The sequence below is a fragment of the Xanthomonas sp. NCPPB 1826 genome (genome assembly GCF_056725285.1).
Genome location: NZ_CM161521.1, coordinates 586,700 through 613,163, shown reverse-complemented (window position 1 = coordinate 613,163; position 26,464 = coordinate 586,700). Strand labels below are relative to the sequence as shown.

General features: G+C 61.7%; 25 protein-coding genes. 13 read left to right on the top strand and 12 right to left on the bottom strand.

The window, feature by feature from the left end; translation table 11 throughout:
• The first annotated feature begins 2 nt into the window (after window positions 1-2).
• The 7 genes from sctS to AC1PLA_RS02620 all read left to right on the top strand — a co-directional run bounded on the left by sctS (window position 3) and on the right by AC1PLA_RS02620 (window position 4,428).
• Window positions 3-263 (top strand): type III secretion system export apparatus subunit SctS, encoded by a 261-nt coding sequence (gene sctS / locus AC1PLA_RS02650; RefSeq protein ID WP_016901415.1) that lies wholly within the window; start codon window positions 3-5, stop codon window positions 261-263.
• The gene (locus AC1PLA_RS02645; RefSeq protein ID WP_481106145.1) at window positions 260-1,072 is read left to right on the top strand and encodes a 4-hydroxyphenylacetate catabolism regulator HpaA; all 813 of its coding nucleotides are present in this window, start codon (window positions 260-262) and stop codon (window positions 1,070-1,072) included. The genes sctS and AC1PLA_RS02645 overlap by 4 nt, the downstream gene beginning before the upstream one ends.
• Entirely contained in the window at window positions 1,069-2,004 is a 936-nt protein-coding gene (gene hrpD5 / locus AC1PLA_RS02640) for an HrpD5 family protein (protein WP_481105529.1), read from the top strand. The genes AC1PLA_RS02645 and hrpD5 overlap by 4 nt, the downstream gene beginning before the upstream one ends.
• 22 nt (window positions 2,005-2,026) lie before the next feature.
• Complete coding sequence (gene hrpD6 / locus AC1PLA_RS02635) at window positions 2,027-2,269, top strand: HrpD6 family protein (protein ID WP_102583248.1); 243 nt, start codon at window positions 2,027-2,029, stop codon at window positions 2,267-2,269.
• Between the two features lie 73 nt (window positions 2,270-2,342).
• Window positions 2,343-2,609 carry a hypothetical protein gene (locus tag AC1PLA_RS02630; RefSeq protein ID WP_102583247.1) on the top strand — a complete coding sequence of 89 codons (267 nt, stop codon included), beginning with the start codon at window positions 2,343-2,345 and terminating at the stop codon, window positions 2,607-2,609.
• A 68-nt stretch (window positions 2,610-2,677) separates the two neighbouring features.
• Window positions 2,678-3,148, top strand: a complete 471-nt coding sequence (locus AC1PLA_RS02625) for a CesT family type III secretion system chaperone (RefSeq protein WP_104625906.1) — start codon at window positions 2,678-2,680, stop codon at window positions 3,146-3,148.
• A 170-nt stretch (window positions 3,149-3,318) separates the two neighbouring features.
• Entirely contained in the window at window positions 3,319-4,428 is a 1,110-nt protein-coding gene (locus AC1PLA_RS02620; protein ID WP_193552764.1) for a pectate lyase, read from the top strand.
• Window positions 4,429-4,849: 421 nt separating this feature from the next.
• Here AC1PLA_RS02620 and xopF1 read toward each other — a convergent pair whose 3' ends face one another.
• Both xopF1 and hap3 read right to left on the bottom strand, forming a co-directional pair.
• Window positions 4,850-6,868, bottom strand: coding sequence for a type III secretion system effector XopF1 (gene xopF1, locus AC1PLA_RS02615; protein WP_481105528.1), 2,019 nt, complete (start codon window positions 6,866-6,868; stop codon window positions 4,850-4,852).
• The gene (gene hap3, locus AC1PLA_RS02610; RefSeq protein ID WP_481105527.1) at window positions 6,865-7,311 is read right to left on the bottom strand and encodes an Hpa3 family type III secretion system protein; all 447 of its coding nucleotides are present in this window, start codon (window positions 7,309-7,311) and stop codon (window positions 6,865-6,867) included. Before hap3 ends, xopF1 begins: the two co-directional genes overlap by 4 nt.
• A gap of 889 nt (window positions 7,312-8,200) precedes the next feature.
• Between hap3 and AC1PLA_RS02605 the strand changes: the two genes are divergently transcribed.
• On the top strand, window positions 8,201-8,755 hold the full coding sequence (locus AC1PLA_RS02605; protein WP_481105526.1) for a hypothetical protein: 555 nt from the start codon (window positions 8,201-8,203) through the stop codon (window positions 8,753-8,755).
• A gap of 776 nt (window positions 8,756-9,531) precedes the next feature.
• On the opposite strand, the gene AC1PLA_RS02600 is transcribed toward AC1PLA_RS02605, so the two are convergent.
• From AC1PLA_RS02600 to AC1PLA_RS02585, 4 genes are all read right to left on the bottom strand, one after another.
• Complete coding sequence (locus AC1PLA_RS02600; protein WP_481105525.1) at window positions 9,532-12,327, bottom strand: HrpF/NolX family T3SS translocon protein; 2,796 nt, start codon at window positions 12,325-12,327, stop codon at window positions 9,532-9,534.
• A 373-nt stretch (window positions 12,328-12,700) separates the two neighbouring features.
• A complete protein-coding gene (gene paoC / locus AC1PLA_RS02595; protein ID WP_481105524.1) occupies window positions 12,701-14,914 on the bottom strand; it encodes an aldehyde oxidoreductase molybdenum-binding subunit PaoC in 2,214 nt (737 codons plus the stop codon).
• A gap of 287 nt (window positions 14,915-15,201) precedes the next feature.
• A complete protein-coding gene (locus AC1PLA_RS02590) occupies window positions 15,202-15,891 on the bottom strand; it encodes a glutathione binding-like protein (protein ID WP_481105523.1) in 690 nt (229 codons plus the stop codon).
• Window positions 15,892-16,064: 173 nt separating this feature from the next.
• On the bottom strand, window positions 16,065-16,976 hold the full coding sequence (locus AC1PLA_RS02585) for an NADP-dependent oxidoreductase (RefSeq protein WP_481105522.1): 912 nt from the start codon (window positions 16,974-16,976) through the stop codon (window positions 16,065-16,067).
• 171 nt (window positions 16,977-17,147) lie between these two features.
• Here AC1PLA_RS02585 and AC1PLA_RS02580 point away from each other — a divergent pair, with 171 nt between their 5' ends.
• Together AC1PLA_RS02580 and AC1PLA_RS02575 are read left to right on the top strand one after the other, a co-directional pair.
• On the top strand, window positions 17,148-18,035 hold the full coding sequence (locus AC1PLA_RS02580; RefSeq protein ID WP_481105521.1) for a LysR family transcriptional regulator: 888 nt from the start codon (window positions 17,148-17,150) through the stop codon (window positions 18,033-18,035).
• Between the two features lie 381 nt (window positions 18,036-18,416).
• The gene (locus AC1PLA_RS02575) at window positions 18,417-19,157 is read left to right on the top strand and encodes an SDR family oxidoreductase (protein WP_104645506.1); all 741 of its coding nucleotides are present in this window, start codon (window positions 18,417-18,419) and stop codon (window positions 19,155-19,157) included.
• A gap of 173 nt (window positions 19,158-19,330) precedes the next feature.
• Here AC1PLA_RS02575 and AC1PLA_RS02570 read toward each other — a convergent pair whose 3' ends face one another.
• The 3 genes from AC1PLA_RS02570 to AC1PLA_RS02560 all read right to left on the bottom strand — a co-directional run bounded on the left by AC1PLA_RS02570 (window position 19,331) and on the right by AC1PLA_RS02560 (window position 20,540).
• Window positions 19,331-19,474: a hypothetical protein gene (locus AC1PLA_RS02570; RefSeq protein WP_481105520.1), complete on the bottom strand. Its 144-nt coding sequence runs from the start codon at window positions 19,472-19,474 to the stop codon at window positions 19,331-19,333.
• A 165-nt stretch (window positions 19,475-19,639) separates the two neighbouring features.
• Window positions 19,640-19,939 carry a YciI family protein gene (locus AC1PLA_RS02565; RefSeq protein ID WP_481105519.1) on the bottom strand — a complete coding sequence of 100 codons (300 nt, stop codon included), beginning with the start codon at window positions 19,937-19,939 and terminating at the stop codon, window positions 19,640-19,642.
• Window positions 19,940-19,970: 31 nt separating this feature from the next.
• A complete protein-coding gene (locus AC1PLA_RS02560; RefSeq protein WP_481105518.1) occupies window positions 19,971-20,540 on the bottom strand; it encodes a flavodoxin family protein in 570 nt (189 codons plus the stop codon).
• Between AC1PLA_RS02560 and AC1PLA_RS02555 the strand changes: the two genes are divergently transcribed.
• The 3 genes from AC1PLA_RS02555 (at window position 20,527) to AC1PLA_RS02545 (ending at window position 22,984) form a co-directional block, all read left to right on the top strand.
• Window positions 20,527-20,841 carry a hypothetical protein gene (locus AC1PLA_RS02555; protein WP_481105517.1) on the top strand — a complete coding sequence of 105 codons (315 nt, stop codon included), beginning with the start codon at window positions 20,527-20,529 and terminating at the stop codon, window positions 20,839-20,841. The two genes, AC1PLA_RS02560 and AC1PLA_RS02555, sit on opposite strands and share 14 nt — an antisense overlap.
• 144 nt (window positions 20,842-20,985) lie before the next feature.
• Window positions 20,986-21,870 (top strand): LysR family transcriptional regulator, encoded by an 885-nt coding sequence (locus AC1PLA_RS02550; protein ID WP_230673737.1) that lies wholly within the window; start codon window positions 20,986-20,988, stop codon window positions 21,868-21,870.
• A gap of 205 nt (window positions 21,871-22,075) precedes the next feature.
• Window positions 22,076-22,984: a LysR family transcriptional regulator gene (locus tag AC1PLA_RS02545; RefSeq protein WP_481105516.1), complete on the top strand. Its 909-nt coding sequence runs from the start codon at window positions 22,076-22,078 to the stop codon at window positions 22,982-22,984.
• Between the two features lie 132 nt (window positions 22,985-23,116).
• Here the strand turns inward: AC1PLA_RS02545 and AC1PLA_RS02540 are convergent, their stop codons facing one another.
• The 3 genes from AC1PLA_RS02540 to trpE are packed head-to-tail and all read right to left on the bottom strand — an operon-like array spanning window position 23,117 to window position 26,463.
• Window positions 23,117-23,893, bottom strand: coding sequence for an SIMPL domain-containing protein (locus tag AC1PLA_RS02540; RefSeq protein WP_053054140.1), 777 nt, complete (start codon window positions 23,891-23,893; stop codon window positions 23,117-23,119).
• 27 nt (window positions 23,894-23,920) lie between these two features.
• The gene (locus AC1PLA_RS02535) at window positions 23,921-24,988 is read right to left on the bottom strand and encodes a threonine aldolase family protein (RefSeq protein ID WP_481105515.1); all 1,068 of its coding nucleotides are present in this window, start codon (window positions 24,986-24,988) and stop codon (window positions 23,921-23,923) included.
• On the bottom strand, window positions 24,988-26,463 hold the full coding sequence (gene trpE / locus AC1PLA_RS02530; RefSeq protein ID WP_481105514.1) for an anthranilate synthase component I: 1,476 nt from the start codon (window positions 26,461-26,463) through the stop codon (window positions 24,988-24,990). Before trpE ends, AC1PLA_RS02535 begins: the two co-directional genes overlap by 1 nt.
• Window position 26,464: the final 1 nt, after the last annotated feature.

Sequence of the window (26,464 nt, the reverse complement as noted above, 5' to 3'; positions counted from 1 at the left end):
CCATGGACCATGACGATCTGGTGCGATTCACCTCCGAAGCCTTGTTGCTATGCCTCAAGGTGTCCTTGCCGGTGGTCGGCGTCGCCGCGTTGGCTGGCTTGCTGATCGCCTTCATCCAGGCAGTGATGTCGCTGCAGGATGCCTCGATTTCGTTCGCGCTCAAGCTGGTGGTGGTGGTGGCGGCCATTGCGATCACCGCGCCGTGGGGCGCCTCGGCGATCATGCAGTTCGGCCAGGCGCTGATGCAGGCGGCCTTTCCATGATCCGGCGCATTTCGCCAGGTGCCGTGCCGCCGTCGCTGCCGAGCGCGCCCGGCGCATCGCACCACGCCGATGCGCCGGGCGATGGCGCACAGCCGCTGGCGGACACGCCACATCATGCACCACGTCTGCGCCCCGCTCCGCCGCGCAGGCGGCGACGCGGCATGCGGTCGCTGGATGGCATGGACGACGAGCTCGACGCCACCGAGCTGGAAGACGCCGAGGTAGCACGTGTCTCGGCGCTACGCGGCAAGGTCAGCATCGCAGTCGCTCAGCCGCAGGAACAGGGGCAAGGCCAGGACGATCAGCATGGCGCCGGCGCTCGCGCACACGCCGGCGATCCGCAGGCACAGACATTGTCAAGCGCTTCGCCGGTCCACCGGGACGAGGATGTGCGTGCAGGTGTCCAGGCAGTCATCGATCGCTATGCGGCAACGCACGCCGGCGACCAGACGCTCAGACGGCAGGCCCTCACCGCTGCGTTCGTGGAGTTGCGTGACATCGGCATTGCCCACCCGGTTGCCGCATCGCTGACCACCATGGTCTGGATGTTGATGCGCGAGCACCTGCAATCCGGCCAGGCTGGCAGCTTTGCCGAAAGCATGGACATCTTGCGCAAACGCCTGGTGGAGATGGTGCACGCGCAACCGGAGCCCACACCAGCACTGCGTAGCTACAACCTGCTGCTGCCACTGATGCTGATCAGCGCGGGAAAACCGCGCAGACCCGCTGATTGTGCGCGTGGCGTCACGCGTTTGAACACGCTACTGATGGAACACCAAGACGGGGCCGCTCAAGGGATTCGTGCATGACCATGCAACTTCGCATACTGACGGGAATACACGCCGGCGCGCGATTAGATTTGCAGCCAGGCAGCTATACGTTGGGCGCCGATCTCCAGGCCGAGATCCGGATCGAAGACTGGCCTGATTGCCCGCTCATCATCGAGGTGGATGCAGATGGTCAAGTTCGTTATCGCAGCGACACGTTGCCAACGACACCGTTTGTTGCGCTGCATCCAATGCGGTTTGGTCCGTTGGTGCTGTGCATCGGCGAGGCCGCTGCCGCTTGGCCGGACGATGTGGCACTACTGGAGCGGTTGCTGTCTCCAGCCGCAGCGCCGGCAACACCCCCACCACGCAGGTCCAGGCGCACTGCGATGCGCGCAGTGGTGGGCGCCATGCTAGCGCTGGCAGCCGCAGCACTGCTGCCCTCCCTGCTCCCGGCCTTTCTCTCCGATGCGGCTCCCCCACGCAGCCAGGACAACCAGCTCAATCAGGTGCGATTCGTGCTCAAACAGCTCGGCTTGCGCGAAGCGCGCGTGGAGCAGGTCGGGTCGCGCGTGCGGGTCGAGGGTCTGGTGACAAGCAGCGCGGATGCGGCACGCCTGCGCGCGCAACTCCATCGGTATCAACATGCGGTCACCGTCGATGTGGTGGTGGTGGATGAGGTATTGGCAACCCTGCGCGATACCTTGGCCGACCGCGACCTGAGCGTGCGTTACGACGGCCAGGGCGTTTTCTCCATTGCCGGCAGCAGCGACAACGCAGAGCGCGCGATTCGGCGGATCGCCGATCTACGCAGCGATCTGGGCCCGGAGATCCGCAAGCTGCATGTGGACATCACCCAGCAGGACCAGTCGGTAAAACCGCCTTCGAACTACGATGCCGCCCTGTTGGTGGAAGGACTGCATTACGTGGAGACACCGGACGGCACCAAGCACCTGACTTCCACCACTTACTGAGTTAATCCAACGAGGATCGGTCATGTTCGAATCCATCACTGAAAGCATCGCCCATGACATGGGTGCCTTGATCAAGGTCAAATCCGAAGATGCCAGCGGCGAGCGCCTGGCAAGGATTGTCGATGCGCTGGATAACACAAGACAGCAGGTGCAGGTGCAGTGGATGGCCGCAACCGACGCTGCAGATCGCACCCGGCTTGCGACACTACACGAAGGCTTCAATGCCGCCCATGCGCTGGTCTCGCACATCGCGGCGGCTGCCTGACCCAATCCCTGCTAGTGAAGCAAGCAGGGTTTCCCGCGCCAACGGCGCTTCTCAAAAGAAATAGGAGATCAACATGTCACTTCTTGAAGGCATCAACAGAGGCGGATCAGCCAAGGACCTTCTGAGCAACACGTTCAAGGACAAGTTTGATAGCGAAATAAGCAGCATGGGTCAGTCCAGCCAAGCAAACTCTTTCATGGGCGGTGTAGGCGACTCAGTCTCAACAACCATCAAAAGCAATAACTATGTCAGCCGCGAGATGAACGCATTGAACTTGAATGCCTCGTTGAACAATGTAATCAGAAAATTCGGGGAGACGATGAAAGACGCGACACGTTAAGACAAAAATGGTTCATCACCTGCGCAGGCCCGCCCAGACGGGTCTGCGCAACCGACAGCGGTTAGGCAATGGCTTCGGCACGATTCGAAACCCTGGCTGCGGAACTGTGCGATGTGCTTGGCCTGCCGGATGTGCAGGAGTTGCTCGAGCACCGAACCATCCAGATAGACGGATTCGAGGTCTATCTGCACATGCCGGAGCCACAGTCCGAGGAGGATGCGCAGGAAGAAGCGCTTTACCTACGCATCTCCTACGGCCTTGCTCCTGCGGGACGGACCTTGACGGTCTTCCGGCTGCTGCTGGAAGCAAACCTGTCGGTATATGCGCAGGACCAGGCGCAACTGGGATTGAACGATGCCGGCGTGATCGTCCTGATCGTGCGCGTGCCGCTGGACGACGACGTCGACGGCGCATGGATCTGCGATCTGCTCGCCCACTACGCCGAGCATGGCCGTTACTGGAACAACAACATCTTCATTGCACACGACGACATGTTCGAAGGAATCGCAACGGGAAACTATCTGTGGCTACGCGCGTGAGGTGCTCGACCTTGCCTGCAGGCTGATGCTTGCCGCGAGACAGGCACGACCCGGCAGCACGCTGTCGGTGCCTTGCGCATCCGCTGCGCCGCGTCACCCGCCACGCTATCGCGCCGTTATCCCTCTCGCAGGATTTCTTCCGCCCTTCATCTCTCGCAAGGACATTCGCCATGAATCTCGCCATTCCCTCACACAACACTGCGAGCTTACAGCCGTCCTCGTTCTCCCTATCGCAGCAGCAGGCCCTCACCGCGGTGATCATGAGCATGCTGGCGTACTGCATGCAACGCATGCTCAGCGACATGCTGCAGCCACAGGATCAGCCATCCAGCGATGGTCAGCCACCGACCAATCCCACTCCGACACCCTCGCTGCCGCCCTCGAACCCGCCCGGCTCCACCAACGCCGGCGGGCAGCACGGCAGCGGGACCGGCGATGGCAGCGGCGGCAGTGGCGGCAACAACAAAGGCAGCGGAAGCACCAGCGGAACAGCAGCCGGCAACGGCGCATCGCCCACCAGCCCAGGTCAACCGGCAACGCCGCCCGGCAACGGTCAGCCGATCACGCCCGGCCCCAACGGTACACAGGCGCCACTTCCTCCCGGCAAGGTCGTCACCGCGCCGCCCGGCGTCCAGAACAAGCCCATCGTGGTGCACAAGGGCGAGGTGTTTGACGGCAAGAACCAGCTGTACGTCGGCGGCCCCTGCCTGGGCAAAGGCAACCAGGACGAGCATCAGCAACCGCTGTTCGTGGTCGAGGACGGCGGCAGCCTCTGCAACGTCAACATGACCGGCGGCGGTGACGGCGTGCATTTCATGGGCAGCGGCAAGATGGTCAATTGCGTCAACGAGGACGTCAGCGAGGATGCGGTCACCATCGATGGCCAGGGCAACCGCGAGCATGATGCGGGGATTGCCGGCTGCAGCCCGGAGGTCAGCGGCCGGCCGAAGGTCGAGATCATCAATTGCACGTTCAAGAACGCCGCAGACAAGGTCGTGCAGGACAATGGCGCTGCCGACGTGGTGATGTCGGGCGACACCGTCGAGGGTGCCAGCAAGGTCTTCCGCACCAACGGAGGGCATACCGATATCGACACCAATCTTCAGGTCGAGAATTGCGAGTTCAATCAGGTCAAGGAAGCGGTGTTCCGTACCGACGCGCCCGGCGCAACGGTGAAGCTGGCAAACCTGAAGACCGATGCGCCCAATGAGGTGATTGCCCCGGACGCGTCCCAGGCCATCGGGGCGACACGTATCGGCTACAAGGCCTACAGCGGCTGATCGCAGCCTGCAGCGGCGCTACGCGTCGATCCTGCCCGGCAGATGCATGGCGTTGCCGCATCTGCCGGGCATCGGCATTGGGTGGTGTCGAAATCACTGCATCCCTATGCGTCGGCTTTTGGCGCCCTATGCCTGGCGCGCCAGTTCACGCACGCGAGCAGGATGTGGGAGATCCCGATGCGCGCCCTGTCTGGTCAATGGCAACGGGGTACAACTGCAGGCCCCTATGGCCGACCGTGCCAGCCGAATCCGCAAACGCCAACGGTGCTGGCCACCTGGAAAGCACGGCGATGCAACGACATCGCCAGTTCCGGTGAGCGCATGGCGCGCAGCAGGACCGACAACAAACGACAGGCGTCACCGTGGTGACGCCTGTCGTTGCGGCATGCGGCGCGATTGGATCAACTGCAGCATCGACCGCTCACGGCCGGCCATTTTCCCACTGGCGAAGTGCCTCGCTCTCGTGCAATGCATGCCTGAGCGTCGTCAACCCGGTGTCCAGGGTCTCGGTCAGGTTGTTGCGCGGTACGCCGCTGAACATCGCCGCCTGCCCGGCGTGCAGCTCATCGCGCACGGTGTCGATGGTCGCAATCGAGACGGACTGCGTGTCGATCTCCGTGCGTAGTTTCTCCAGCGCATCATGCAATCTGACCGCCTGCGGCCCCGGTGCAGGCGCAAGCGGCTGCCCCTCCTCCAGGGCGCGCGCAATCTGCGCCTGTGTCGGCGCAAACATCGCGATCGCCTCGTTGATAGGCTCGGCCAATGACTGAAGCGTGCGTGCGATGGTGCGTTGATGACTGGCTGCGCTGACGGCACGCTGCTGATCCAGCCGCGTCGCCTGGGTGGTGTTGGCACCGTTCTTGGCCTTGAGCGCATTCCAGACCGTATCGTTGAACAAGGTCTGCACCGCCTGTTGCACGACCGTGGCGGTGGAGTTGGCGGCTTCGCCTGCAACGCTGCCGTTTGCATTGCCACCACGCAAGGGCGCGGCGATCAGGCGGCCGGCCCCGAGCGAGGCGAAGTTGGCCAGCACGTTGCTGAGCATGTGACGGCCCAGCACATCGCGTAGCGCAGTGGTGACCGCATTGGTGGTGCTCAAGGCCTGCCTGGCCAACGCCAGGCCTTCCTTCCCGGTCTCCAGCAGATAGTTGGGGGGGAACCGCACAGCGTCGGACCATTGCGCAGGCCGACGCGTCTTGTCCGGCAATGCCAACGCAAACAGATTCAGCCGCTGCTGTCCGCCAAGCAGGTCGGGGACACTCATCTGGCCGGTACGCGCCACCGCCTTGCCGGTTTCAAGCATCGCCTTCTGCACGACTCCTGCGCCGCCGATGGCGAGCGCGCTCAGGCCCAGCTGGCCGGCCGGCGTGCGCGTGCCCGGGTCGTCGGAGGTTCGCCGCGCCGCGTTGAATCCCGCGTTGATCGTCGGCTTGACCAACAAGGTGTCCAGGGACTTGTCGTCCAGGGTCGATTGCCACTGGGTGATGCCCTGGCGAAGGTCGTAGGTCTGCGCCTTGAGCTCCGCAAGCGTGGCTGCGTCGCCCTCGCCCGGGCGTGTGAAACGCTTGCCCTCGGCAGTGATCTCCAGCAGGGCCGGTGGCGGATCGGGCACCAGGATCTTGGGGTCGATGGCCTGGAACCGCGGCAGGTTGGCAACGCGCGCGCGCCGGTCCATTGCCGGGATCAGCAACGTATCGCTGGTATAGGACATCAGGCCCGCCACCGCGCCGGACAGCGTCGTCGTACTCAGCGTTTCCGATCCGGGTGCACGCGCACCATCGTAGGCTGCGCCTGCCGCGAGACCGAACGGGGTGCGCATCGAGCCGATGATGAAGGCCCTGAGACATTCGTAGGCGATCGGCCAAGCCGCCTTCGCGCCAGCCGTCTTCATGTCGCCGGCGATCTGGTATCCGGCATCCGGCCCGAACGCCGCGATGCGTTCCTGCACGCGCGCGTCCGCCCATTCCAGATATGCGGCCTGCAGTGCCTCCTGATCCTCCGAGGGGGCGGCAAATGGCAGGTCAACCAGGCGTGCACGTAGCTGCGCCTTCAACTCAGCCGCTGCCGATGCACTGCACTGCGCATGGGTCGTTGCAGCGGCAGGTGACTGCGGCTCATCGACAACCGAGGGCGTGGGGCTGGCCTGCGCAGTGTGAAACGATGCATCCGTCAGCTCGGAAGAATGCGACGACTGCGAGGACTCCGAGCGATGGGATGCGCCATGCGAGGATTCGGCCTGCGTCGTGCCGGCGGTGACGCGACGCGACAACGGTGCGCGACGACCGCGCAGCACCGGCCCCGAAGACAGGCCTGCGAGCGGCCCGGGCGGCGAGCGCGTCTGTGCCGGGGTCACGGTGTCCTCGGCCTGCGTTGGGTGTGCGGGCGCAGAAGTTGTTGAGCGGCTGCTGGAAGCGGTCCCGATGTTGCTGGTGAGTTTCATGAGGCCACCTCGGCCGCGCTACCGGCCTGCGTCACCAGCGCGTCAAGCACCACACGGGCAACCACTTGCCCGCGCTCCAGCGCGGTGGCCACGGCATCGGACGTGCGCTCGAGCAACAGCGGGCAGACACACAACAGGCCAAGATCCGAGAGCGTGAGCCGCCAGCCGTATTCGGTCAGCAATTGTTCCTGCAGCGCCAGCAGCGTCACCACCTCATCGCCGCCGAGCTCGCGTGCGGCCAACGGCAGGATCACTTCCGGAAACGCCGTCACTTCGCCCTGCTGCATCTGCGTGTGGACACGGCACAGCATGCCCGCAGGCCCAAGGATGGTTTCGCCTCCGCCGAGTCGTTGCGCGAGCTCGCCAGGTAACCCGAGACAGGCGCCAATGCTTAAGAAAAACGCGGTGTTCGCTGCGTGGTGATTTCCTGATTCCAACGTCATCTGAAACTCTCCGGGAAAATGCGATGAGTGGCCAATCCACCATTTCGGTAGAGCGCAGTGTCTGGCTGGCCATGCAAAGCCGGGCAAGACGCTGCGAATCACTCGCGCCGCACACGAAGTTGGTCTGGTGGAAGTCGCGCAATCGAGACCTGTGTCATACGCAACCTATGTGTGCGGGAGTGGCCGATGAATCGCTTGAAAGACCGCGGGGAAGGCGACGACGCGGATGCTCCCCGCAGCCGCGGGCAAGCGTTTTTTGAGCAAGCGCGACATTTTGACTGTTTCGCCAGACGCGCAACTACCGCACACGCGGGAGATATTCATTCCGGGCAAGCGCTCAAACCCGGACATTCATTGATGAGTAGGCAATGCATTCTTTCTCCGGCATCCAGGGCGTCGTGCGATCGCCTTGACTACTTGCCGGTTCAATTTTCGCACCAAGCACCATAATTAGCCTTAATTAATATAGTCAACTAACCATTTGATCCTCCTTAAATATTCCAATCTATATTTATGATTAACCAATAAGTTCAGAGAACGCGTTCACTGCAGCTTTCTCGGATACCTCCCAGACTCCCCGCGTTCGCACACAAGATGAATTCTTCGCTATCTCCCACCGAGATGGGCCAGCACCCGTCATACTAAACACCCCCGTTAATCAAATAGGTTATGATCCGTGGGTATCTGCTGCTCTAAACAAGACTATGTTTCGAATAACTACGCCCAGTCCGACGCACAGGGCGCATCTCCCCGCTCGCCGGTTAACGCAACGGCAATAGCCTCTTCAAATCAGTTGGACGGGCACTTAGGCGAGCTAGCGGCCTTGAACCGCGGTGCGTCTAGGGTTTCGTCGCTCCGTGGGCCGCGGATTCCGCTTTCACGCGAGCAGATGGCAGTAACCAAAGTCCTGCATCGAGTGAGGGATGAATTCTACCTTCGAAGTTCAAACTTCAAATCATCGAACAAGACCAGAAGTGGACGTGGCGACGTGGAGACACATCGCGTAGAAAATGCGCAGAGAGAGATTTTAAGAATGAGGGGGCAAGCGCTATACGACAGCGATACCGACTTCATCAGTGTCGCAATGGAAGGAAGAGCACATAACTGTGGGGAGCTCGCATCATTGGCAAAACTTTATCTGGAAGATGAAGGATTTTTGGCACGCACGATTGACTTCAAAGCTGACCATTCTGCTGCAGTCATCGGTGCAGATTTCGGCGGCCTGCCGGCAGACATGACACAATGGGAACCAAGTATTTATATTTGTGATCCCTGGTCCAATATCGCGTGTCGGGGCAGCGATTATCCCGATCAATTTCTTGCCAAGATGGCGAAATGGCAAGGACAGGGGAAGTCGATAAAAATCGACAATCGAGGGTTTGTCTCCCCCCTAGACCAGCAATGGGTGAATGACATGCTGCAAGGAGGGAAGGCAGCGTGTTGAATTCACGAATGCCGGCCGAGGAATCTCCGCCGCATTTCTAACCCTATAGTTTGAGAAGCCAGTGATGGCCTCTAAAGCTGAAACCCCGAATTTTTAATCAATTTATTTGCGCCGAAGATAGATAAATATCATCTTTCATACACCGCCCGTACGGGCGGTGTATTTATGAGTTCAACTATAAATACAGCTTAAGCGCGCCACAAGCCCGGCCTGATGCTTCCTGATATTTCGCTGCGTTCTAAAATTTATTTTCTCCACCACGGCCGGCTGCACCAGCTCCTGGAACGGACAAACATCTTATATCCCTCGCGACCGTCTAGACGACGGCCGACATAGCAACATCGCCACATAGGCTCTTGCTTAAATTACAGCATGAATTGCAGTCGATTCAGAGGCTGACACAGCTGCGACTTCGCGACGGAAATCAAGGGCTGCTAAAGCACGTCGGCGCGAGCTCAGACAGATGCCAACCATCGCCAGTGTAATTCTGGGTTAGCGAATATGCGTGCGGCCGTGCTGATCTTTACGTTCGGCGCCGGGCATACCAGGCCGCGAAACGCACCGTATAGGCAAAGCCCAGATATTGCTAATGCAGTGGCTTGCGGTGTCCAGGCCTGCTCATACAAAACGACGTATCTACTTGACTGGAGCTGGTACAGCTCTGGTTCCCAACACACATGCACCTGCGGACTGAGTTGAACGGCCCACTGACGAATTGGGCGATCATGCTGATCGCCCTTCCGTTCACGCAATAAGATGCTGATCAGGAACGATCATTACCTGCGCCGCCCATCCCTCAGACTTCTGAGGTTTTCCTTCGCGTCCGCCTCGAAGTTGTCCGCAACTTCCTTCGGGATAATTTGTTTCCCCAGCGGCACTCCGCCCGTGTCCTCCAGCTTCTGGTGGATTTCGCCTTCTTTCTTCTCTTTATCCAATCGCACCTCTTCATAATGCAGGCCAGCCAATACAGGCGCCTTAAGCATGTCGGTCGATCGATTAATGTCGTTGCCTACCAAATATCCTTTAAACCCGTTAATGCGCTCTTGCCCCTTGGTTGCGCCCTTGCCTTCTCCTTTGACTACGCCCTTGGCCGCGCCCTCGGTTGCACCCTTGGCCGCCTCCTCGCCCGCGCCCTTGGTCACCCCTTTGGCTGCGCCCTCGGCGACCCCCTTGGCGACCCCCTTGGCTGCGAGTCTGGCCGAGGGTCCACCGGCGGCCCCCACCACCGCCCCGGCCATGTTGATGCCGGCGAGTTCCCATGCCAGTTTCATGTCGCCACCTTGCAGCGCGGTGTCGATCACCTGGGCGGCCTGCGCTTCGCTCTCCAATGCCAGCGCTCCTACATCGGCAATCTCGCCAATGATCGGGATGCCGTTCAACGCACTCAACCCTACGGAGGCCCAGTCCATGATCTTGCTGTCCCACTTGAGGAACTCATGCAAGCCCTTGCCGACGGTACCGATGTCTTTTTTCTTCTGCTTGATCTCGGGTTGATCGGCCTTGCCCATCAACATGTCCGCGACAGCCTTCTTCTGGTCGGGCGACGTGGCCGCGTGCGTAGGCGATTTCTCCACGGCTTTGTTGGCCGCCGTCATGTGATCGTAGAACTGCTGAAAATCCTTGTTGCTGATCTTGCCCGAGTCGACGACATGGCCACCGCCGAAGAAGCTGTGGGGCTTCTTGTAGCCGGTGATCGAATTATTCAACAAACCGAACAGCAGCGGGTCGCCCAATAGCTGTTTGGCGGCATCGCGGACGGCAGGGTCGGCTTTGTCGTCCTTGGCGATCGTGTCGAGCTTGTCGCGGGTCACCTCCTTGCCATCGCCGAAGAACGCATCCTGGTGGCTGTTGATGGTGTCCAGCGTCTTCAGTTCCGCTGCGGTCAGGTGCATCTGCGATGCGGATTTCTGCAGAAAATCCGGCGTACTCATCGAACCCGCGTCTCCCGCCAGCGCCTTCCACTGGTCGGGATGCTCACGAAAATACTGCGCGGCGGCGATGACCTGTGGCGGGCACTTCTGGGTCTTGCTGTCGCCTTCGACCAGGTGCTTGAAGGCGTCCTGGTTCAGATCCTTCGGCAGATAGTCCGAATAGCGATAGAACTCGCGCATCGCGTCGCTTTCGGTCATGACCGTTGGCTGGGTCTTGTCCGGGCTGTCCGAGGCCACATAGTTCTGCGTGTAGCCCTTGGCTTGCTTGTTGGCGTATTCCGCAACCTGCGCGTGGCCGGCCGAGAATTTGCTCAGATCACCGGCCTTGATCTTGCCACCGCACTTGCCATCGCCCTGCGAGCCGATGGCGAAGAACAGCCGCGGATCGTTCTGCAGTTCCGTCAATGCCTGCTTCAAATCCGGCGGCGTCGCCGGATCGTTGATCTTCGCATCCAGGTCAGCCCACGCGACCGGCAGCTTGTCCTTGTGGCGATCGAGCGTGGTGACGATCTCCAGCTCGTTCTGGGTGAGCGTCCCGCCATCCCACGTGACCGAAGAGCCATCCACCGGCGGCGGCAGGTCACGGCCCTTCATCTTTTCAGGATTGTAGGTCGCGTTCTTGCCACCCAACGCGGTCACCTGCGGGTGACGGTCGGCAAAGTCGTAGAGGTTGGCGGCAATGAGCGTGCCGTTGCACTTGCCCTGGTCATCATGGTGGTGCTTGCCGTGGCCCTGGGATGCCAATGCGAAGAACAGGCCAGGATCCTGCTGCAGGCCTTGCAGCGCTTGTTTCATGTCCGGCGGAGTGGCTGGGTCGTTGATCTTTTCGTCGAGCTTGGCGAACTCGATCGGCATCATGTCGCGATGCTGATTAAGCGTGGAGACGATGTCGAGCTGCTGCTGCGTGAGCGTGCCGCCATCCCAGGTCACCGTTGAACCTTCTGCGGCAGGCGGCGGTGTCGCTCCCTTGATGTTTTTCGGATTGAACTCGGCATTCTTGCCGCCCAGGTCGGTGACCTGTTGGTGGTGGTCGGCGAAATCCCACAGGTCCTCGGCCTTGATCTTGCCGCCGCATTTGCCGTCGCCCTGCGAGCCGATCGCGAAGAACAGGCGCGGGTCTTTCTGCAAGCCTTGCAGCGCGCTCTTCAGATCGGCGGGCGTGGACGGGTCATTGATCGTGTCGTCGAGTTTTGGGAACTCAAGCGGCATCTTGTCCTTGTGCTGATTGAGTGTGGAAACAATCTGAAGCTCCGATGCGGTGAGCGTGCCGCCGTCCCATGTCACCGATGAGCCATCCACCGCAGGCGGCAGCCTGGATCCCTTGATGTCCTTGGCATCGAACGGGATCGATGGGCTCGGCCAGGACGTGCGTTTCTCGATCGGCTGGCCGGCTTGCACGTCGTCCGCTGAAGGCGTGCCCAACCCCGGAACGTCGCTGCCTGGCTCACTGATTGGCGTGTTGCCATAGGTGACGGCAATCAGGTTATAAATCTGCTGCAAAAACAGGTTGTCCATCGCCAGCAACAGATCGGAATCGTTCATGGCCGAATCGGATCCGGTTGCCTCCGGCGACGACGCGTCATCCGTCAGAGGTAGAAACAGACCGGCGGCACTCCCGGTCGAAAGCGTGTTGAGCGACATGTGCGGCCTCGCAGTGACATAGCAGTGACAGAGCAGCTGCATATGAGTACATGCTCATACGGTCACACGGGCATGTCTCATGCGGCGAGCACAAATGGTGCCACTCCTGCTACGCGACGCACGCACCGATGAACTATTTTGGCGAAAAAAGCGCAGGAAACGTGCATGGACAACGCCCTCACCCGACATCGGCTCTGGACGGTCCATCAACGCTACCGGAGCGCGCATGGCGTGATCAGCTCGAGCGAATGCGGGTCATCCTGCCCGGAGCGAATGCCAGGCCTCGAAGCCGGGCATACATGTCGACCGCGTTCTCCATCAGGGCAGTGTCACCTGCCCGTTGAAGCCCGCTGATGCCCGGCCGCGCCCCCGCTCATTCCGATGGAAGCGGGAGCTGCGCCAGCAGTTTGTCCAGCGTGATCGGATACTCGCGCACACGGATGCCGGTGGCGTTGTAGATGGCATTGGCGATGGCCGGTGCCACCCCCGTCAACCCCAATTCGCCGACGCCCTTGGCCTTGAGCGGCGACATGGTGGGGTCGACCTCGTCGATGAAGTGCGCCTCCAGATGCGGAATGTCGGCATGCACGGGGACTTCATAGCCGGCCAGATCGTGATTGACGAAAAAGCCCAGCCGGCGGTCGACCGCCATCTCTTCCATCAGCGCGGCACCGACGCCCATCACCATGCCGCCGATGATCTGGCTTCTGGCAGTCTTCGGGTTGAGAATGCGGCCGGCTGCACACACCGCCAACAGGCGCCGCACGCGGATCTCGCCGGTGTAGCCGTTGACGGCCACTTGCGCAAAATGCGCGCCGAAGGTCTGCTGGGCGTAGCGCTCCTTCAGGCCAGCGAACTCCATCGCATCCTCGACCACGATGTCGTGCTGCGCTGCCGCCTGGCGCAAGGGCACGCGGCGCGCGCCGGCCGTGACCATGCCATCGGCAAACTGCGCCGCGTCCGCCGGCATGCCGAGCCGCTGGGCGATCGCCTGGCGCAAGGCGACGCACGCTGCATACACGCCCGCGGTGACCGAGGCTGCGCCCTGCTGACCGCCCGACCCCGGCGTCTCCGGAAAGCTGGAATCGCCCAGGCGGACGACGACCTGGTGCAGTGGCACGCCCAGCATCTCCGCAGCGGTCTGCGCCACGATGGTGTAGCTGCCCGTGCCGATGTCGGTCATGTCGGTCTCGATGGTCACCGTGCCGGTGCGATCCAGCCGCGCACGCGCAGCTGCCTTGGAAATCGGCGCGCCGCGCACCGCAGCGGCCATGCCCATGCCGATCAGCCACTGCCCTTCGCGCACGCTTGCCGGCCGCGCCAGCCGTTGGCTCCAACCGAAACGTTCGGCACCTTCCTGCAGGCAGTCGACGAACGCGCGCGTGGAAAACGGCTTGCCTGGGTTCTCCGGATCCACCTGGGTATCGTTGAGGATGCGCAGCGCAACCGGATCCAGGGCGAGCCGTTCTGCCAGCTCGTCCATGGCGATTTCCAGCGCCATCAAGCCGGGCGCCTCGCCGGGCGCGCGCATTGCATTGCCTTCGGCAAGGTCGAGTACGGCAAGACGCACCTGGGTCATCCTGTTCGCACCTGCGTACAGCACGCGGGTCGAGAGCGTGGTGGGCTCGGTACGCCCGCCGGGCAGATTGCCGGACCAGCTTTCATGGCCAATGGCGGTGAGCCGCCCATCGCGTGTGGCGCCCAGCCGGATCCGCTGGATCGTTGCCGGCCGATGGATGGTGCTGTTGAACATCAGCGGGCGTTGCAGCGCCACCTTGACCGGCCTGCCGACCGCCTTGGCAGCGAGTGCGGCCATGACTAGATCCGACTGGACCGTGCCCTTGCCCCCGAAGCCGCCGCCGATATACGGCGAGAGCAAACGAATGTGGTGTTTGGGGATGCCGAGGATCTTGCCCAGATCGCGCCGGCCCCAGTTCATCTGCTGGATTGAGGTGCGGCAGGTGAGCTGATCGCCCTGCCAGCTGGCGATGCTGGCATGTGGCTCCATCATCGCGTGCGCCTGGTCCGGCGTGGTGTAGCGGGCATCGACCTTGACCGGCGCGGCCGCAAAGGCCGCGTCGAAGTCGCCTACCGCGGTTTGCGGTGGACCGCCAAACGGCGCCTGCTGTGCGATCGGCGCGCTGTCCAGCTGTTGCGCCAGATCGTAGCGGCCGGTCTCACGCACATAGTCCACGCGCACCAGCGCAGCGGCCGCACGCGCTTGCTCGAAGGTGTCGGCCACCACCACCGCAACAGGCTGGTGATAATGCTCGACCTCGGGCGCGGCCAGGAAACGTTGCACGTAGAACTCGCCGGTGCCCAGAGCCTGGGTATTCTTGTAGGTGAGCACATGCAGCACGCCGGCAGCTTTCGCAGCGGCGGTGGTGTCGATGTGCGCAATGCGCCCCTTGGCGATTGCAGCGCCGACGATGTAGCCATACGCCAGCTCCTGCAGGTTGTCGTGCCACTCGTAGGCGTAAGGCGCGTTGCCCGTCACCTTGAGCGGACCTTCGATACGGTCCACGGGCTTGCCGACGACGGTGAGTTGGTCGATGGGAGTGAGGCCTGCCGGCGTGTCGAACTTCATTGAGCGTATCTCCAGCGCAGCAGTCGAGAGCTGCGTATCGGGCAGTGCGATCGCGTGCTGTCGTTTCCTGCCCAACAGATGGCTGGGTTGCCAACGGGCTGGGGCTGCGCACACGAGCACATGGCCAGCTGTTGTACCAAACCCCAGGAGCACCGACGCTGGCCAGGCCGGGATGCGCTTATGAGAATTCCTCAGCAATCACTTATCGCGTCTGGGCATCAGGGGCAGGACCGCAGACAACCATCGTAGAACGCTGCCACATTATCCGGAGCCTGCGGAAGCATTCCTCAGCGTCTACCGAACATGTGTTGGCGCTCCTCGTCACTGAGCGGCTTTCCGGCATTCGGGTTGACCTGCTCCTTGAGCGCATAAGCACGTTGCACTGCCGGGCGTGCGGCAATGGCGCCCTGCCAGCGCCGCAGATGCGGAAACGCGTCGTAATCGGGCTTCAGGTCGCCGTAGACCTCGAACCACGGATAGCTCGCCATGTCGGCAATGCCGTACTCGGCGCCAGCGACGAAGCTGTGCTCTGCCAAGCGCTGGTCGAGCACACGATACAGTCGACGCACCTCGGCCTTGTAGCGATCGATGGCATAGGGAATGGTCTCCTGCGCATAGACGCTGAAGTGCGCCATCTGCCCGCTCATCGGACCAAGGCCGCCCACCTGCCAGAACAACCACTCCAGGGCATCGAGGCGGCTGCGTGCATCCGCAGGCAGGAACCGGCCGGTCTTCTCCGCAAGATACAGCAGGATCGCACCAGACTCGAAAACGCTCAGCGGCGCACCACCATCGGCCGGAGCGTGATCAACAATCACCGGCATCTTGTTGTTGGGCGAGATCCGCTGGAACTCAGGCGTGAACTGGTCGCCCTTGCCGATGTTGACCGGCTTGAGCGTGTAGTCCAGACCGGCCTCTTCCAGGAACACGGTGACCTTGTGGCCGTTTGGAGTGGGCCAATAGTAGAGATCTATCATCGTCTGCTCCTAATGGCCTGGCCATTCAAATGCTGACAAATCCATGGCGAAATGCGGAGCGCGCCTGTACTTCCGGCGGCAGCTGGCCAGGCCTGCATCGCTACGGGATCAAGGCCTGGCCGGCACACGGCCGAAAAATGCAGCGCGTTGCTGCGCTGCTGCAAGGCTCAAGCTCAGCCGAAGGTCACAACGAGCCGTCCGGTGACATGCCCCTGGGCACTCAGGTCATGCGCCGCTGCAAGATCCTGCAGCTGGAAGGTCTGTGCAACCGGCAATGTAAAAGCTCCCGCGACACACAGCGCCGCAACCTGCTCCAGCACCTTGGTCGCGCTGTCCTTGTCCAACGGCTCAAAGGAGGTCTTCGCCCCGTACTGCGGTGCAGTGAGATCGGAGATCGACACCACCTTCGACGGGCTACCGGTGATCGCCACCAACTCCGGAATCATTCCGGAGTCGACCACATCGAGCGCGGCATGTACCCCTGCTGATGCGAGCTCGGCAACACGTTGGGAAAGACCCGGGCCGTAGGTGGTCGGGATCGCTCCCAACGAACGTAGATAGTCATGCTTTGGCTCGCTTGCCGTGCCGATGGTGCGGATACCGGCAACGCGCGCGAGCTGGAGTGCGGCAGAACCCACGCCGCCGGCAGCACCGCTGACCAATAACGTCTCCCCGGGCTTGACGCCCACTTGATCGATGATACGTGCAGCCGTTTCGGCGGCGACCGAGAGCCCAGCCACTTCCTCGAATGTCAGTGCGTCAGGCTTGGCAGCCCACTCATCCAGGATGGCGTATTCCGCCATCGTAGCGTTGCCTTTGCCAAACACGCTCCTGCCCAGCAGATCGGCCGGGACGCCGTCGCCAACCGCATCGATCACGCCCGAGGCCTCGCACCCGCTTCCTGCGGGAAACGCAAGCGGCATCATTGCATGCATGTATCCGGCACGCAGTTTCCAGTCGATCGGATTGACTGCTGCCGCCCTGACCCGGATACGAACCTGACCCGGACCCGGCACCGGCTTATCGATCTCTTCGATCTTGAGGACCTCGGAACCGCCATAGGCGTGGAAACGTACTGCTTTCATGCGAGCATTCCTTGAAGACGTGAGTGAATGAAGTGACAACCCGAAAGGCACCGTGAGCTGGAGTGCACCCGTGAACCCCGGGATCCTGTCGACGCCGCCATTGTTTGCCCGCCCAAACCCAGCGCATAGTCCCGAATACCTGGACATGATGTCTTGCAAATGGAACACCCCTTGGATATCGCAGCCCTCGCAGACTTCAACCTTGTCGTGATCCACGGGGGCTTCGGAAGCGCAAGCCGTGCCAGTGGGCAACCCAAGGCCACCTTGTCTCGTCGAGTACGTTCGCTTGAAGAGAGCCTTGGCGTACGCCTGGTTGAGCGGGGCGGCCACAAGCTACGGCTCACGCCGGAAGGCGAAGTTCTACATGCGAGAACGTCCGATCCCTTCGGTGAAATCGCCCAGGTGGTCGAGGAGTTGAAATCAGGCATCGGTCGGCCACGCGGCGTGCTACGCATCAGCGCGCCGCTGCTGTTTTCGCATATCGCCATGGGGCGCATCGGCGCAGCCTTCCTGCGCGCGCATCCGGATGTGCAGCTGGAGGTGACTGCGGAAGACCGCCTGGTCGACCTTGTGGAAGACGGTTACGACATCGTGATCCGCTTCAACCCACCGACGGACGACAAGCTGGTCGGCCGGCGCTTCCTCAATGACCAATTGGTGCTTGTCGCTCCGCCGGATTTGAGCCGCCCTCAAGCCAGCGAAGCCGCTGCTTCCGGTGTAGAACTTCAGGTCATCACACGCATCGGCCGCAAGGTCATTCCTGCGTGGAAGGTCGTCGATAAAGACGGGCACCTGTGCACCTACCTCCCCAAGCCGGTGCTCTGGTACTCGACGCCGCTCCTGATCAGAAATGCGGTGCTGGCTGGTGCCGGTGCAGCCGTGGTGCCGCGGTCCGCCGTGGCTGAAGACATCGCCAACGGCAGGGTCGCCGAATGGGGCGTCGTGCAGGCACCGCTGCTCGAAGGCTGGGTGCTGCATGCCTCACGTCGCCTTGTAAGCCCCAAGGTGACCGCATTCGTCGAGTTTCTGTGCGGACATTTTTCCAAAGACACGCTTTAACGGCTTCCGGTGTCGACGCGTCCTCGCTTAGCGGTCGAACAGACGTTCTGGAATGCCTGCTCGTTGATACGCAAACTGCAGCTGCGACTCAAGTGGACCGAAGCAGTCGCCCTCATGCAACGCATTCCTTCACCCCTGGGTTTGTTGAATGCCGCAAGAGGACAGCAGTTGTAGCGAAAGAAGCGCCATGGTAGAAAGCGGCTGTCGAAAGAGTGCTGACCGGATGGTAGCCCGGTCGCCGTTCAAGTGAATGGCAACTCCTCCCGCTTCAGGGTATCCGCGACACCTCAGCCCCGGCATGCCGGTAGCGAAGGTGTGGCCGCTGATGCCTGGTTCATCGTCGACATACCTTCTACATTTCTTTGCGAAGGATCCAAGACGATGAAGCTCACACATAACACCATCCTCATCACTGGCGGCGCGACGGGAATCGGTCTTGCCCTGGCAAGGCGCTTTGTCGCCGACGGCAACCAGGTCATCATCTGCGGTCGCACTGCATCCTCTCTTGCGCAGGCAAAGGCTGAAGTCCCCGGCGTGATCACGCGCACCTGCGATGTGGCAGATCCAACCAGCCGCGACGCACTGACACAATGGCTGCAGGATGAGCACCCCACCCTCAATGCCATCGTCAACAATGCGGGCATCCAGGTCCATCGCGACTTTACGGCCGACCCCGGGATGGACACCCTCGAGCAAGAGGTGGCTATCAACTTCACTGCGCCAATCCATCTGATAAGCCGTCTACTGCCTTTGCTACAGCGGCAACCCAGCGCCTACATCATCAATGTCAGCTCCGGCCTGGCGTTTTCGCCGATGGCCGATGTCCCGGTTTACTGCGCCACCAAGGCCGCAATCCATTCGTTTACGCTCAGTCTGCGGCATCAGTTGCGGGACACCAGGGTCCGTGTGATCGAGATTGCGCCCCCTATCGTTGACACCGGTTTGGGTGGCAACAAGCGCAGTGGGGGTGTCTCCAACAATATGATGGTCAGCGCAGAAGAGTTCGTCGATGAAGCATTCGTGCAGCTTGAAGCGGGCAAGGACGAGGTTCTGGTCGGCATCTCCGCAAAGACGCGCGAGTTGGGAGAAGCAATGTTCGACCGCATGAACAGCCGCGCATAGTTAGACCTTGCAACTGACTCCGTGATCGCCGTTGAAGGTTGTAGCTTGTGCTGAAAGATTGGCGGTGATCTGGAAACGTTCGACCATCTGCGTTGAGCAAGCGCGTGGCCTCGCACATGCAAGGCCACGCGCCATGCGCTTGATGCTCCATGCACCATCAACAAGAAGGGCACTCAATCGTTTGCCTTGAGTTGCTTGATCGCCACCTCGCCGACCGCGCGTGCCGAGGCCGGATTCCGGCCAGTGATAAGGCGACCATCAATGACGATCTTTTCAGGCCAATTGGTTGCTGGCTGGTGCGGCGCGTCGCGTTTCACCGCCGTACTTGCCAACAGATCAAGTGCGAAGCCTGTTGGCTCGCCACTATCGCCACGGATCGAATGGCTGATGACAAACGCAGCGTATCGACTTGACCGCGTGAGACGTCCCTTCGCCTTCCTTGATTCTTGACTGAGTCCCTGTCAATGACAGCGCAGCAACAGTCAGTGACCGCCCGCCGCAAAGAGAACTTCCCAATTGACGAAAGGCCCGAACGGGATCACGTCCCAATCAATCAGGCCGGCCTTGGCCAGAGGGAACTCGGCGAGCGCGGATTTCGCAGCTGCTACCGAATCTGCCTCAACGATGATCACGACACCGGGACGATCCTGCCGGAAGTAGATGTCACGGATGACGCCTTCCTTGTAGTGCTGCCAACTATGCCGGACCTCATCCATCATATGTGGCTGGTACTTTTCCAGGGTTGCGCCCGGCTGCGGGATATCGAGGCAAAGCAATCTCATGGTCAATGTCCTTGGTTGGGTGTAAGACGATTTAAGTGCTGCAAAAGCGGCGGGTCGTTTCAGCAACACGGCGACCCAGGTACTCTGCGGTTCTGAGATCACTGGCAGGCGGAGCCAGCTCTGGAGCTTGGTCGTTGTTCGACTGCGTCATCACACCCAGCCAACTCCCGAGACGATTGAGATCGTCGACTCCTCCAGTGCTGCTACTGTTCCCCGGCATCAGATCCAGGCCCACCCAGATCATCCCGTGCTGCGCGGCAAACAACGCCATCGAGACAAGCGAATTGAGTTTGTCGCCGTGCTGCGCACCAGAGTTGGTGAAGCCTGCCGCGACCTTGTCGCGCCACTTCATGCCCGTCCATGCCGCCTTGGTCGAGTCTTCAAAGAACTTCTTCAACCTCGCGCTGATCATTCCGTTGTAGGTAGGCGATCCAAAAACGATCGCGTCACTTGCTTCAAGCGCTATCCAGTCGATCATCTCATCAGCCACTGCAATCAACCGGACATCGACATCGTCGACCTGCCCGGCGCCCTTTGCCACGGCCTCGGCGACCCGGGTGGTATGGCCAAAACCGCTGTCGTACACGATGGAAATCAGCATTTTCCTGCCTGTCAATTATGTTAATGCTGTAATGCTTCTTCGAACGCAAATGAACGAGTCAAGTACGCGTTACGCATCTGCCGCCGCTGCATTCGAGACGTACCTGCAGGACTATAAAGTAGAAGCCGGGCTGGTATTGGTGGCCATTTTTCCAGGGCATGCATCCGCATTTTCTACAATGGCAACAGCTGAGACCTCGCGTAAGATCCATCGAAGTTTCTGCGAAGCACCGACGACGCGGGCCGGAGAACAATGCACTCCTGAAGTGAGCCAATCGCCAAGTCACCAAGCGACCCAATGAAGAACGATGCAGTGAGACACGCTTTTTTTCCCATAGCCCGTACGGAGTGGCCAGGGCCTGCCATGGTCATCATTCCTAACTCACCCAGCTTGCTTCGAAAGCTACGAACACAAGGACCATCACGTGCGAAACAGGTTTGATGGTGTGCAGTTGTTCGTCGAGGTCGTTGAGGCCGGAGGCTTCGCCAAGGCAGGCCAGCGGCTCTCACTCACGCGCTCAGCAGTGGGAAAGGCGATAGCGCGTTTGGAGGACCGGCTCGGCGTTCAGCTCTTTCAGCGAACCACCAGATCACAATGCCTGACCGAAGACGGTCAGCAGTATTACGAGCGCTGCCTTCGCGCGATAGAAGAGTTGCGGGTTGGGGAAGTCATGCTGGAGAACGGCCAACGGGAAGTGGCCGGCAAGCTGCGCGTCACCCTGCCCGTCCTGTTCGGCCGGCATTGCGTGGCGCCTATATTGCGCTCGTATGCACGACAGCATCCCAAGCTCGAACTCGAACTGCACCTGAGTGATCGCAGTGTGGATCTAATTGCAGAGGGCTTCGATCTGGCGGTGCGTAATGGAGTGGTAGCAAACGGCTCGTCGTTGCGCTCTCGCCGCCTGCTAAGTCAACGCAAGGTTCTGTGTGTCTCCCAGGACTACCTGGCGGCACATGGGGAGCCGCGCACGCTTGAGGATCTGGCAGACCATGCGTTGCTTCCGTACTGGCGCAATGGTCATGGCCTTGTCTGGCGTCTTCCAAATGCCCAGGGGCAGCTCGTCGACGTTGCGGTCAGCTCACGCATGCGCCTCAACGATCTGGAGGTGATTGCAGCCGCAGCAACAGAAGGCATGGGGCTGGCGTGGCTCCCCTACTGGCTGGTTCGGGAACGGATGCAACGTGGGGAGCTTGTAGAAATCTGGGGAGATCGGCCAAGCACGGTCATGGAATGCAGCGCGGTGTGGCCAGCCATGCAGTATTTGCCGCTGCGATCGCGCCTGGCAATCGACCTGCTCGCCGCGGAGCTTGAGAAGTGGAAAGAGGAATGAACCGTAGTGCGACCGCAGAGATGCGCGCGTCCATGAAAGTCGAACCATGAAATTCGAACCTGGCGTATGGGCCATGTACGCGGTTGCGATCAAAGAACGGCGGCGAGGCGGGCTCTTGTTTGACGAGACTCACTCACACGAGCGGCCGTGAATCTGGCGCCCGAATCATCTTCAGCACTACACAGCACAATACCGATGAAGACAGATGAATCTTAATCGCGCAGACCTGGCCGACTTTGTCTATTTCCTGACCATTGCGCGGCATCTGAGCTTTAGCCGTGCTGCCACAGAGCTTGGGGTGAGTTCTTCAGCACTGAGCCACGCCATCAAGGGCCTGGAAACGCGTCTGGCAGTCAGGCTTCTTCACCGCACCAGCCGCAGCGTCACGCTGACAGCGGCCGGCGAACAGCTGCTACAGGCGATATCTGGGCCGTTTGGAGCCATCGGCGAGGCCATTGAGCTGCTGAACCAGCACAGGAACTCGCCCGCCGGCCGTATCCGGCTCAATGTCATCAATGATGCAGTGCCGCTCCTGCTCGGCCCGGTGCTGCCGATCTTTGCGGAACGCTATCCCAAGGTGGAAGTGGATATTGTTTCGAGCAATCGGATGATCGACATCGTCGAGGGAGGCTTTGATGCGGGGATTCGCTACGGTGGAACCGTCCCGGAAGACATGATTGCCCAGCGGCTATCGCCGGACATCCGATGGGTGGTCGCCGGGGCGCCCACCTACCTCGCACGCCATGGCATACCGCAGCATCCGCTCGACCTTCACCATCATCGGTGCGTGCGCATCCGGCTGGGCAATGACCGCATCTATCGCTGGGAGCTCGAAAAAGGCAGTGAACTCCTGACTGTCGACGTGCCCGGGACCATGACGATTGACGACACCAGGCTGGCCCTGGCCCTCCTCGCCGGCGGAGCGGGATTGGTCTATGCGCCCGAGCCAGTGCTGGCTCCGTTGCTTGCCGCGGGCACCGCCCGGCTCGTGCTGGAGGACTGGGCCAGCCCTGGCCCCGGCTTTCATCTCTACTACTCGAGCCGACGGCAACTGCCTACTGGCTTGCGCCTATTGCTCGATCTGGTCCGCGAGCTCGGCCCGCTCGGCAGCTAAAAATCATCTGTTGTCACCAGCCCGAACGTGACTGCTCCCGGCGTGCGCGACCTACGGTTCGCGTGCCTTGGTGGGCAGACGCTCCCCCATGCCATAGACGCCCTGCGCGCTGACGCTCCGCACGGCAGCGACTCATTGCGCGATCAGGAAGACCGCATAGATGTTTTCGGTGTAGGTGATGGTGCCGGTTAGCAGGCTTTCGCCTTGCGCACTGCCACCTACGCTGGACGGCGCTTGCGGTGCTGGAGATGAGGGAGGCGACACGATGGACGCGGGCGTCGGCGATGCTGGGGCCGACCAGGTACCGGCCTGGATGCCATACGAGAAGCTCGGTGCAACATCAGAAATGCTGTAAATCCCGGTCAAGCGCACGCCGTAAGCGGCGGCCAGACCTTGCGCCGATTCACGCGACTGCTTGGCCGCCTCACCTTTGAGGTCGGCACGCAGCCGCGCTACGTCGGCGTAGCTACTTTGCAGCGAAAGCACCTGCACGTTCTCGTTGGCATCGAGCCCACCAAGGAAAGCGCGCACATCCACCAGCGAGGTAAAGGTTCCGCGAATCCTGCGCTCTATTTGAGTGCCTGAGAAAACGGTTGTTCCATTTTCGTAGCGTGATTGCGGCGAGATCGACAGCGCCGATGCATAGAGCGAATCTTTCATGACACGATTGCGCTGCAACCCCTGCAAGACCTGCCTTGCGCGGTCTTCGACGAACTTTCGCGCCACATCCGGCTGGATATCGGTCTTGACGACCTTGAGATCTAGGATGAAACGGTCCGGATCAACCGTCCGCGAGGCCTGGCCTTTCACCAGCAAATGCGGCTGTGACGGCAGGCTGTTGACCTGCGCTGTCGCGGCGAGCGGCAGCATCAACAGGCTTGCGAAAATCCAGAGGGCAACTCGCTTCATCGGGTTCTTCCTTGATGAGATAGATGGTTATGAATGCATGGCCGAATGACTGAGCGCTGCGAAGTCCGCGCAGAGCCGGTCGACCGACGCGGCTGAGGTCGCCCACGAGGTCACGAAGCGGATCACCTGACTGCTGTCGGCGCGCACTTCCCAGCGCTCGAAGTCGTAGCCTTGCGCCAGCTGCGTGGCCTGCTGCGCGCTGACGGCGATGAACTGCTGGTTGGTCGGCGAGTCGCTGGTGAACTGCGCGCCAGCGGCCAGCAGTCCCGCGCGCAGGCGCTGCGCCATTGCATTGGCGTGCGCGGCCAGCTCGAAGAACAGGCCATCTTCGAACAGAGTGGCAAACTGCGACCCCAGCAGCATGCCCTTGGCCAGCAACGCGCCGCGTTGCTTGATCAGGTAGCGGAAGTCGGCCTGCAAGGCAGGAGTGACGATGACCAGCGCTTCGCCAAGCAAGGCACCGTTCTTGGTGCCGCCGATGTAGAACGCATCGGTCAGCGCGGCAATGGTGGGCAGATCCAGATCGTTGCCCTCGGCGGTCAGCGCGGCGCCCAGGCGTGCGCCATCCAGATACAGCAGCAGATCGTGGGCGCGGCAGAAATGCGACAGCGCCTCGAGCTCGGCACGGCTGTAGATGGTGCCACTCTCGGTGCTGTTGGAGATGTAGACCAGGCGCGGTTGCACCATGTGCTCGTTGCCGTGCACATCCAGCAATGGCTGGATCAGCGCCGGCGTCAGCTTGTCGTGCAACGCGGGCACGGTCAGCACCTTGTGGCCGGTTGCTTCGATGGCGCCGGTTTCGTGCGTGGCGATGTGCCCCGCTTCCACCGCGATCACCGCCTGATGCGGGCGCAGGAACGCGGCGATCGCGGTCAGGTTGGTCTGGGTGCCGCCGACCAGCAGATGCACCTCGGCCTGCGCCTGCGCCACTGCGCTGCGGATCAGCGCAAGCGCACGCGCGGTATGCCGATCGGTGCCGTAGCCGGCGTTCTGCTCGGCACTGGCCTGCGCCAAGGCCTGCAGCAGGCGCGGATGCGCGCCCTCGCTGTAATCGTTGCGGAAGCTGATGCGCGCAGCGTTGCCCTGCCCGTCCATCACAGCCCCTTGGCCGCCTGCGCAACCGCACGGAACAGCGCGCGGCCCTTGTTCATGGTCTCCTGCCATTCCAGATCCGGGTCCGAGTCGTAGACCACGCCACCGCCGGCCTGCACGTACAGATACCCATCCTGGATCACCGCCGTGCGGATCGCGATGGCGGTGTCGGCATCGCCGTGCCAGCCGATGTAACCGACCGCGCCGGAATAGACGTTGCGCTTGACCGGCTCCAGCTCACGGATGATCTCCAGCGCGCGGATCTTCGGCGCGCCGCTAACGGTACCAGCCGGGAAGGTCGCACGCAGCACGTCGCTATAGTTCAGGCCGGCCTTGAGCGTGCCGGTGACCTCGCTGACGATGTGCATCACGTGGCTATAGCGTTCGATCACGAACTGCTCGCCCACCTTGACCGTGCCCGGTTCGGCCACGCGGCCGACATCGTTACGACCGAGATCGATCAGCATCACGTGCTCGGCGCGCTCTTTCGGGTCGGCCAGCAGTTCGGCCTCCAGCGCCTTGTCCAGCTCGGGCGTGGCACCGCGCGGCCGGGTGCCGGCGATCGGGCGCACGGTGACCACGCCGTCGCGCAGGCGCGCCAGGATTTCCGGCGAGGAACCGACCACCTGCGTGCCGCCCACATCGAGAAAATACATGTACGGCGAGGGATTGAGCGCGCGCAGCGCGCGATACACATCCACCGGACGCGCACGGAACGGCACGCGCAAGCGCTGCGACGGTACCACCTGGAAGATGTCGCCGGCACGCACGTATTCCTGCGCCTTGCGCACCACTGCGTGATATTCCTCGCGGGTAAACGAGGAGTGGAAGTCCGACTCGTCGATCGCGTCGGAAACCTGCGCCTGCGGATACCCGGCGCCGCCCTGACGCAGCCGGTGCGCCAGTTCGTCCAGGCGCCGGTTGGCGCGCACATAGGCCTGCGGCTGGCGCGGGTCGGCATGCACGATCAGGTACAGCCGATCCTTGAGGTTGTCGAACACCGCCAGCTCTTCGGACAGCATCAGCAGGATGTCCGGCGTGCCCAGCTCATCGGGTTTGTCGCCGCTGCCCAGGCGCGGTTCGATGTACTGGATGCACTCGAAGCCGAACCAGCCGACCAGGCCGCCGGTGAAGCCGGGCAGGCCGTCGAGCTGCGGCACCGAATGCTCGGCGCGCAAGGCATCCACTTCGGCCAGCGGGTCGGCGACCTCGCGGGTTTCCAGCACTTCACCGTGCTCGCTGACTTCCAGCGTATGTCCGCGGAAGCTGTACACGCGGCGCGCCGGCAAACCGATGATGGAATAGCGCCCGAAGCGTTCGCCACCTTCGACCGACTCGAACAGATAGGTGTAGGGGCCGTCGGCGAGCTTCAGATAGACCGACAGCGGCGTGTCCAGGTCGGACAGCACTTCGCGGACGACGGGGATACGGGTGTGACCTTCAGCGGCCTGGCGCTGGAACTGCTCTGCAGTGATCAAG

Bases quoted from the DNA above. Each gene is read 5' to 3' on its own strand.
- sctS (WP_016901415.1), top strand. From the start codon at position 3: ATGGACCATGACGATCTGGTGCGATTCACCTCCGAAGCCTTGTTGCTA.
- AC1PLA_RS02645 (WP_481106145.1), top strand. From the start codon at position 260: ATGATCCGGCGCATTTCGCCAGGTGCCGTGCCGCCGTCGCTGCCGAGC.
- hrpD5 (WP_481105529.1), top strand. From the start codon at position 1,069: ATGACCATGCAACTTCGCATACTGACGGGAATACACGCCGGCGCGCGA.
- hrpD6 (WP_102583248.1), top strand. From the start codon at position 2,027: ATGTTCGAATCCATCACTGAAAGCATCGCCCATGACATGGGTGCCTTG.
- AC1PLA_RS02630 (WP_102583247.1), top strand. From the start codon at position 2,343: ATGTCACTTCTTGAAGGCATCAACAGAGGCGGATCAGCCAAGGACCTT.
- AC1PLA_RS02625 (WP_104625906.1), top strand. From the start codon at position 2,678: ATGGCTTCGGCACGATTCGAAACCCTGGCTGCGGAACTGTGCGATGTG.
- AC1PLA_RS02620 (WP_193552764.1), top strand. From the start codon at position 3,319: ATGAATCTCGCCATTCCCTCACACAACACTGCGAGCTTACAGCCGTCC.
- xopF1 (WP_481105528.1), bottom strand. From the start codon at position 6,868: ATGAAACTCACCAGCAACATCGGGACCGCTTCCAGCAGCCGCTCAACA.
- hap3 (WP_481105527.1), bottom strand. From the start codon at position 7,311: ATGACGTTGGAATCAGGAAATCACCACGCAGCGAACACCGCGTTTTTC.
- AC1PLA_RS02605 (WP_481105526.1), top strand. From the start codon at position 8,201: ATGGCAGTAACCAAAGTCCTGCATCGAGTGAGGGATGAATTCTACCTT.
- AC1PLA_RS02600 (WP_481105525.1), bottom strand. From the start codon at position 12,327: ATGTCGCTCAACACGCTTTCGACCGGGAGTGCCGCCGGTCTGTTTCTA.
- paoC (WP_481105524.1), bottom strand. From the start codon at position 14,914: ATGAAGTTCGACACGCCGGCAGGCCTCACTCCCATCGACCAACTCACC.
- AC1PLA_RS02590 (WP_481105523.1), bottom strand. From the start codon at position 15,891: ATGATAGATCTCTACTATTGGCCCACTCCAAACGGCCACAAGGTCACC.
- AC1PLA_RS02585 (WP_481105522.1), bottom strand. From the start codon at position 16,976: ATGAAAGCAGTACGTTTCCACGCCTATGGCGGTTCCGAGGTCCTCAAG.
- AC1PLA_RS02575 (WP_104645506.1), top strand. From the start codon at position 18,417: ATGAAGCTCACACATAACACCATCCTCATCACTGGCGGCGCGACGGGA.
- AC1PLA_RS02565 (WP_481105519.1), bottom strand. From the start codon at position 19,939: ATGAGATTGCTTTGCCTCGATATCCCGCAGCCGGGCGCAACCCTGGAA.
- AC1PLA_RS02555 (WP_481105517.1), top strand. From the start codon at position 20,527: ATGGAAATCAGCATTTTCCTGCCTGTCAATTATGTTAATGCTGTAATG.
- AC1PLA_RS02560 (WP_481105518.1), bottom strand. From the start codon at position 20,540: ATGCTGATTTCCATCGTGTACGACAGCGGTTTTGGCCATACCACCCGG.
- AC1PLA_RS02545 (WP_481105516.1), top strand. From the start codon at position 22,076: ATGAATCTTAATCGCGCAGACCTGGCCGACTTTGTCTATTTCCTGACC.
- AC1PLA_RS02540 (WP_053054140.1), bottom strand. From the start codon at position 23,893: ATGAAGCGAGTTGCCCTCTGGATTTTCGCAAGCCTGTTGATGCTGCCG.
- AC1PLA_RS02535 (WP_481105515.1), bottom strand. From the start codon at position 24,988: ATGGACGGGCAGGGCAACGCTGCGCGCATCAGCTTCCGCAACGATTAC.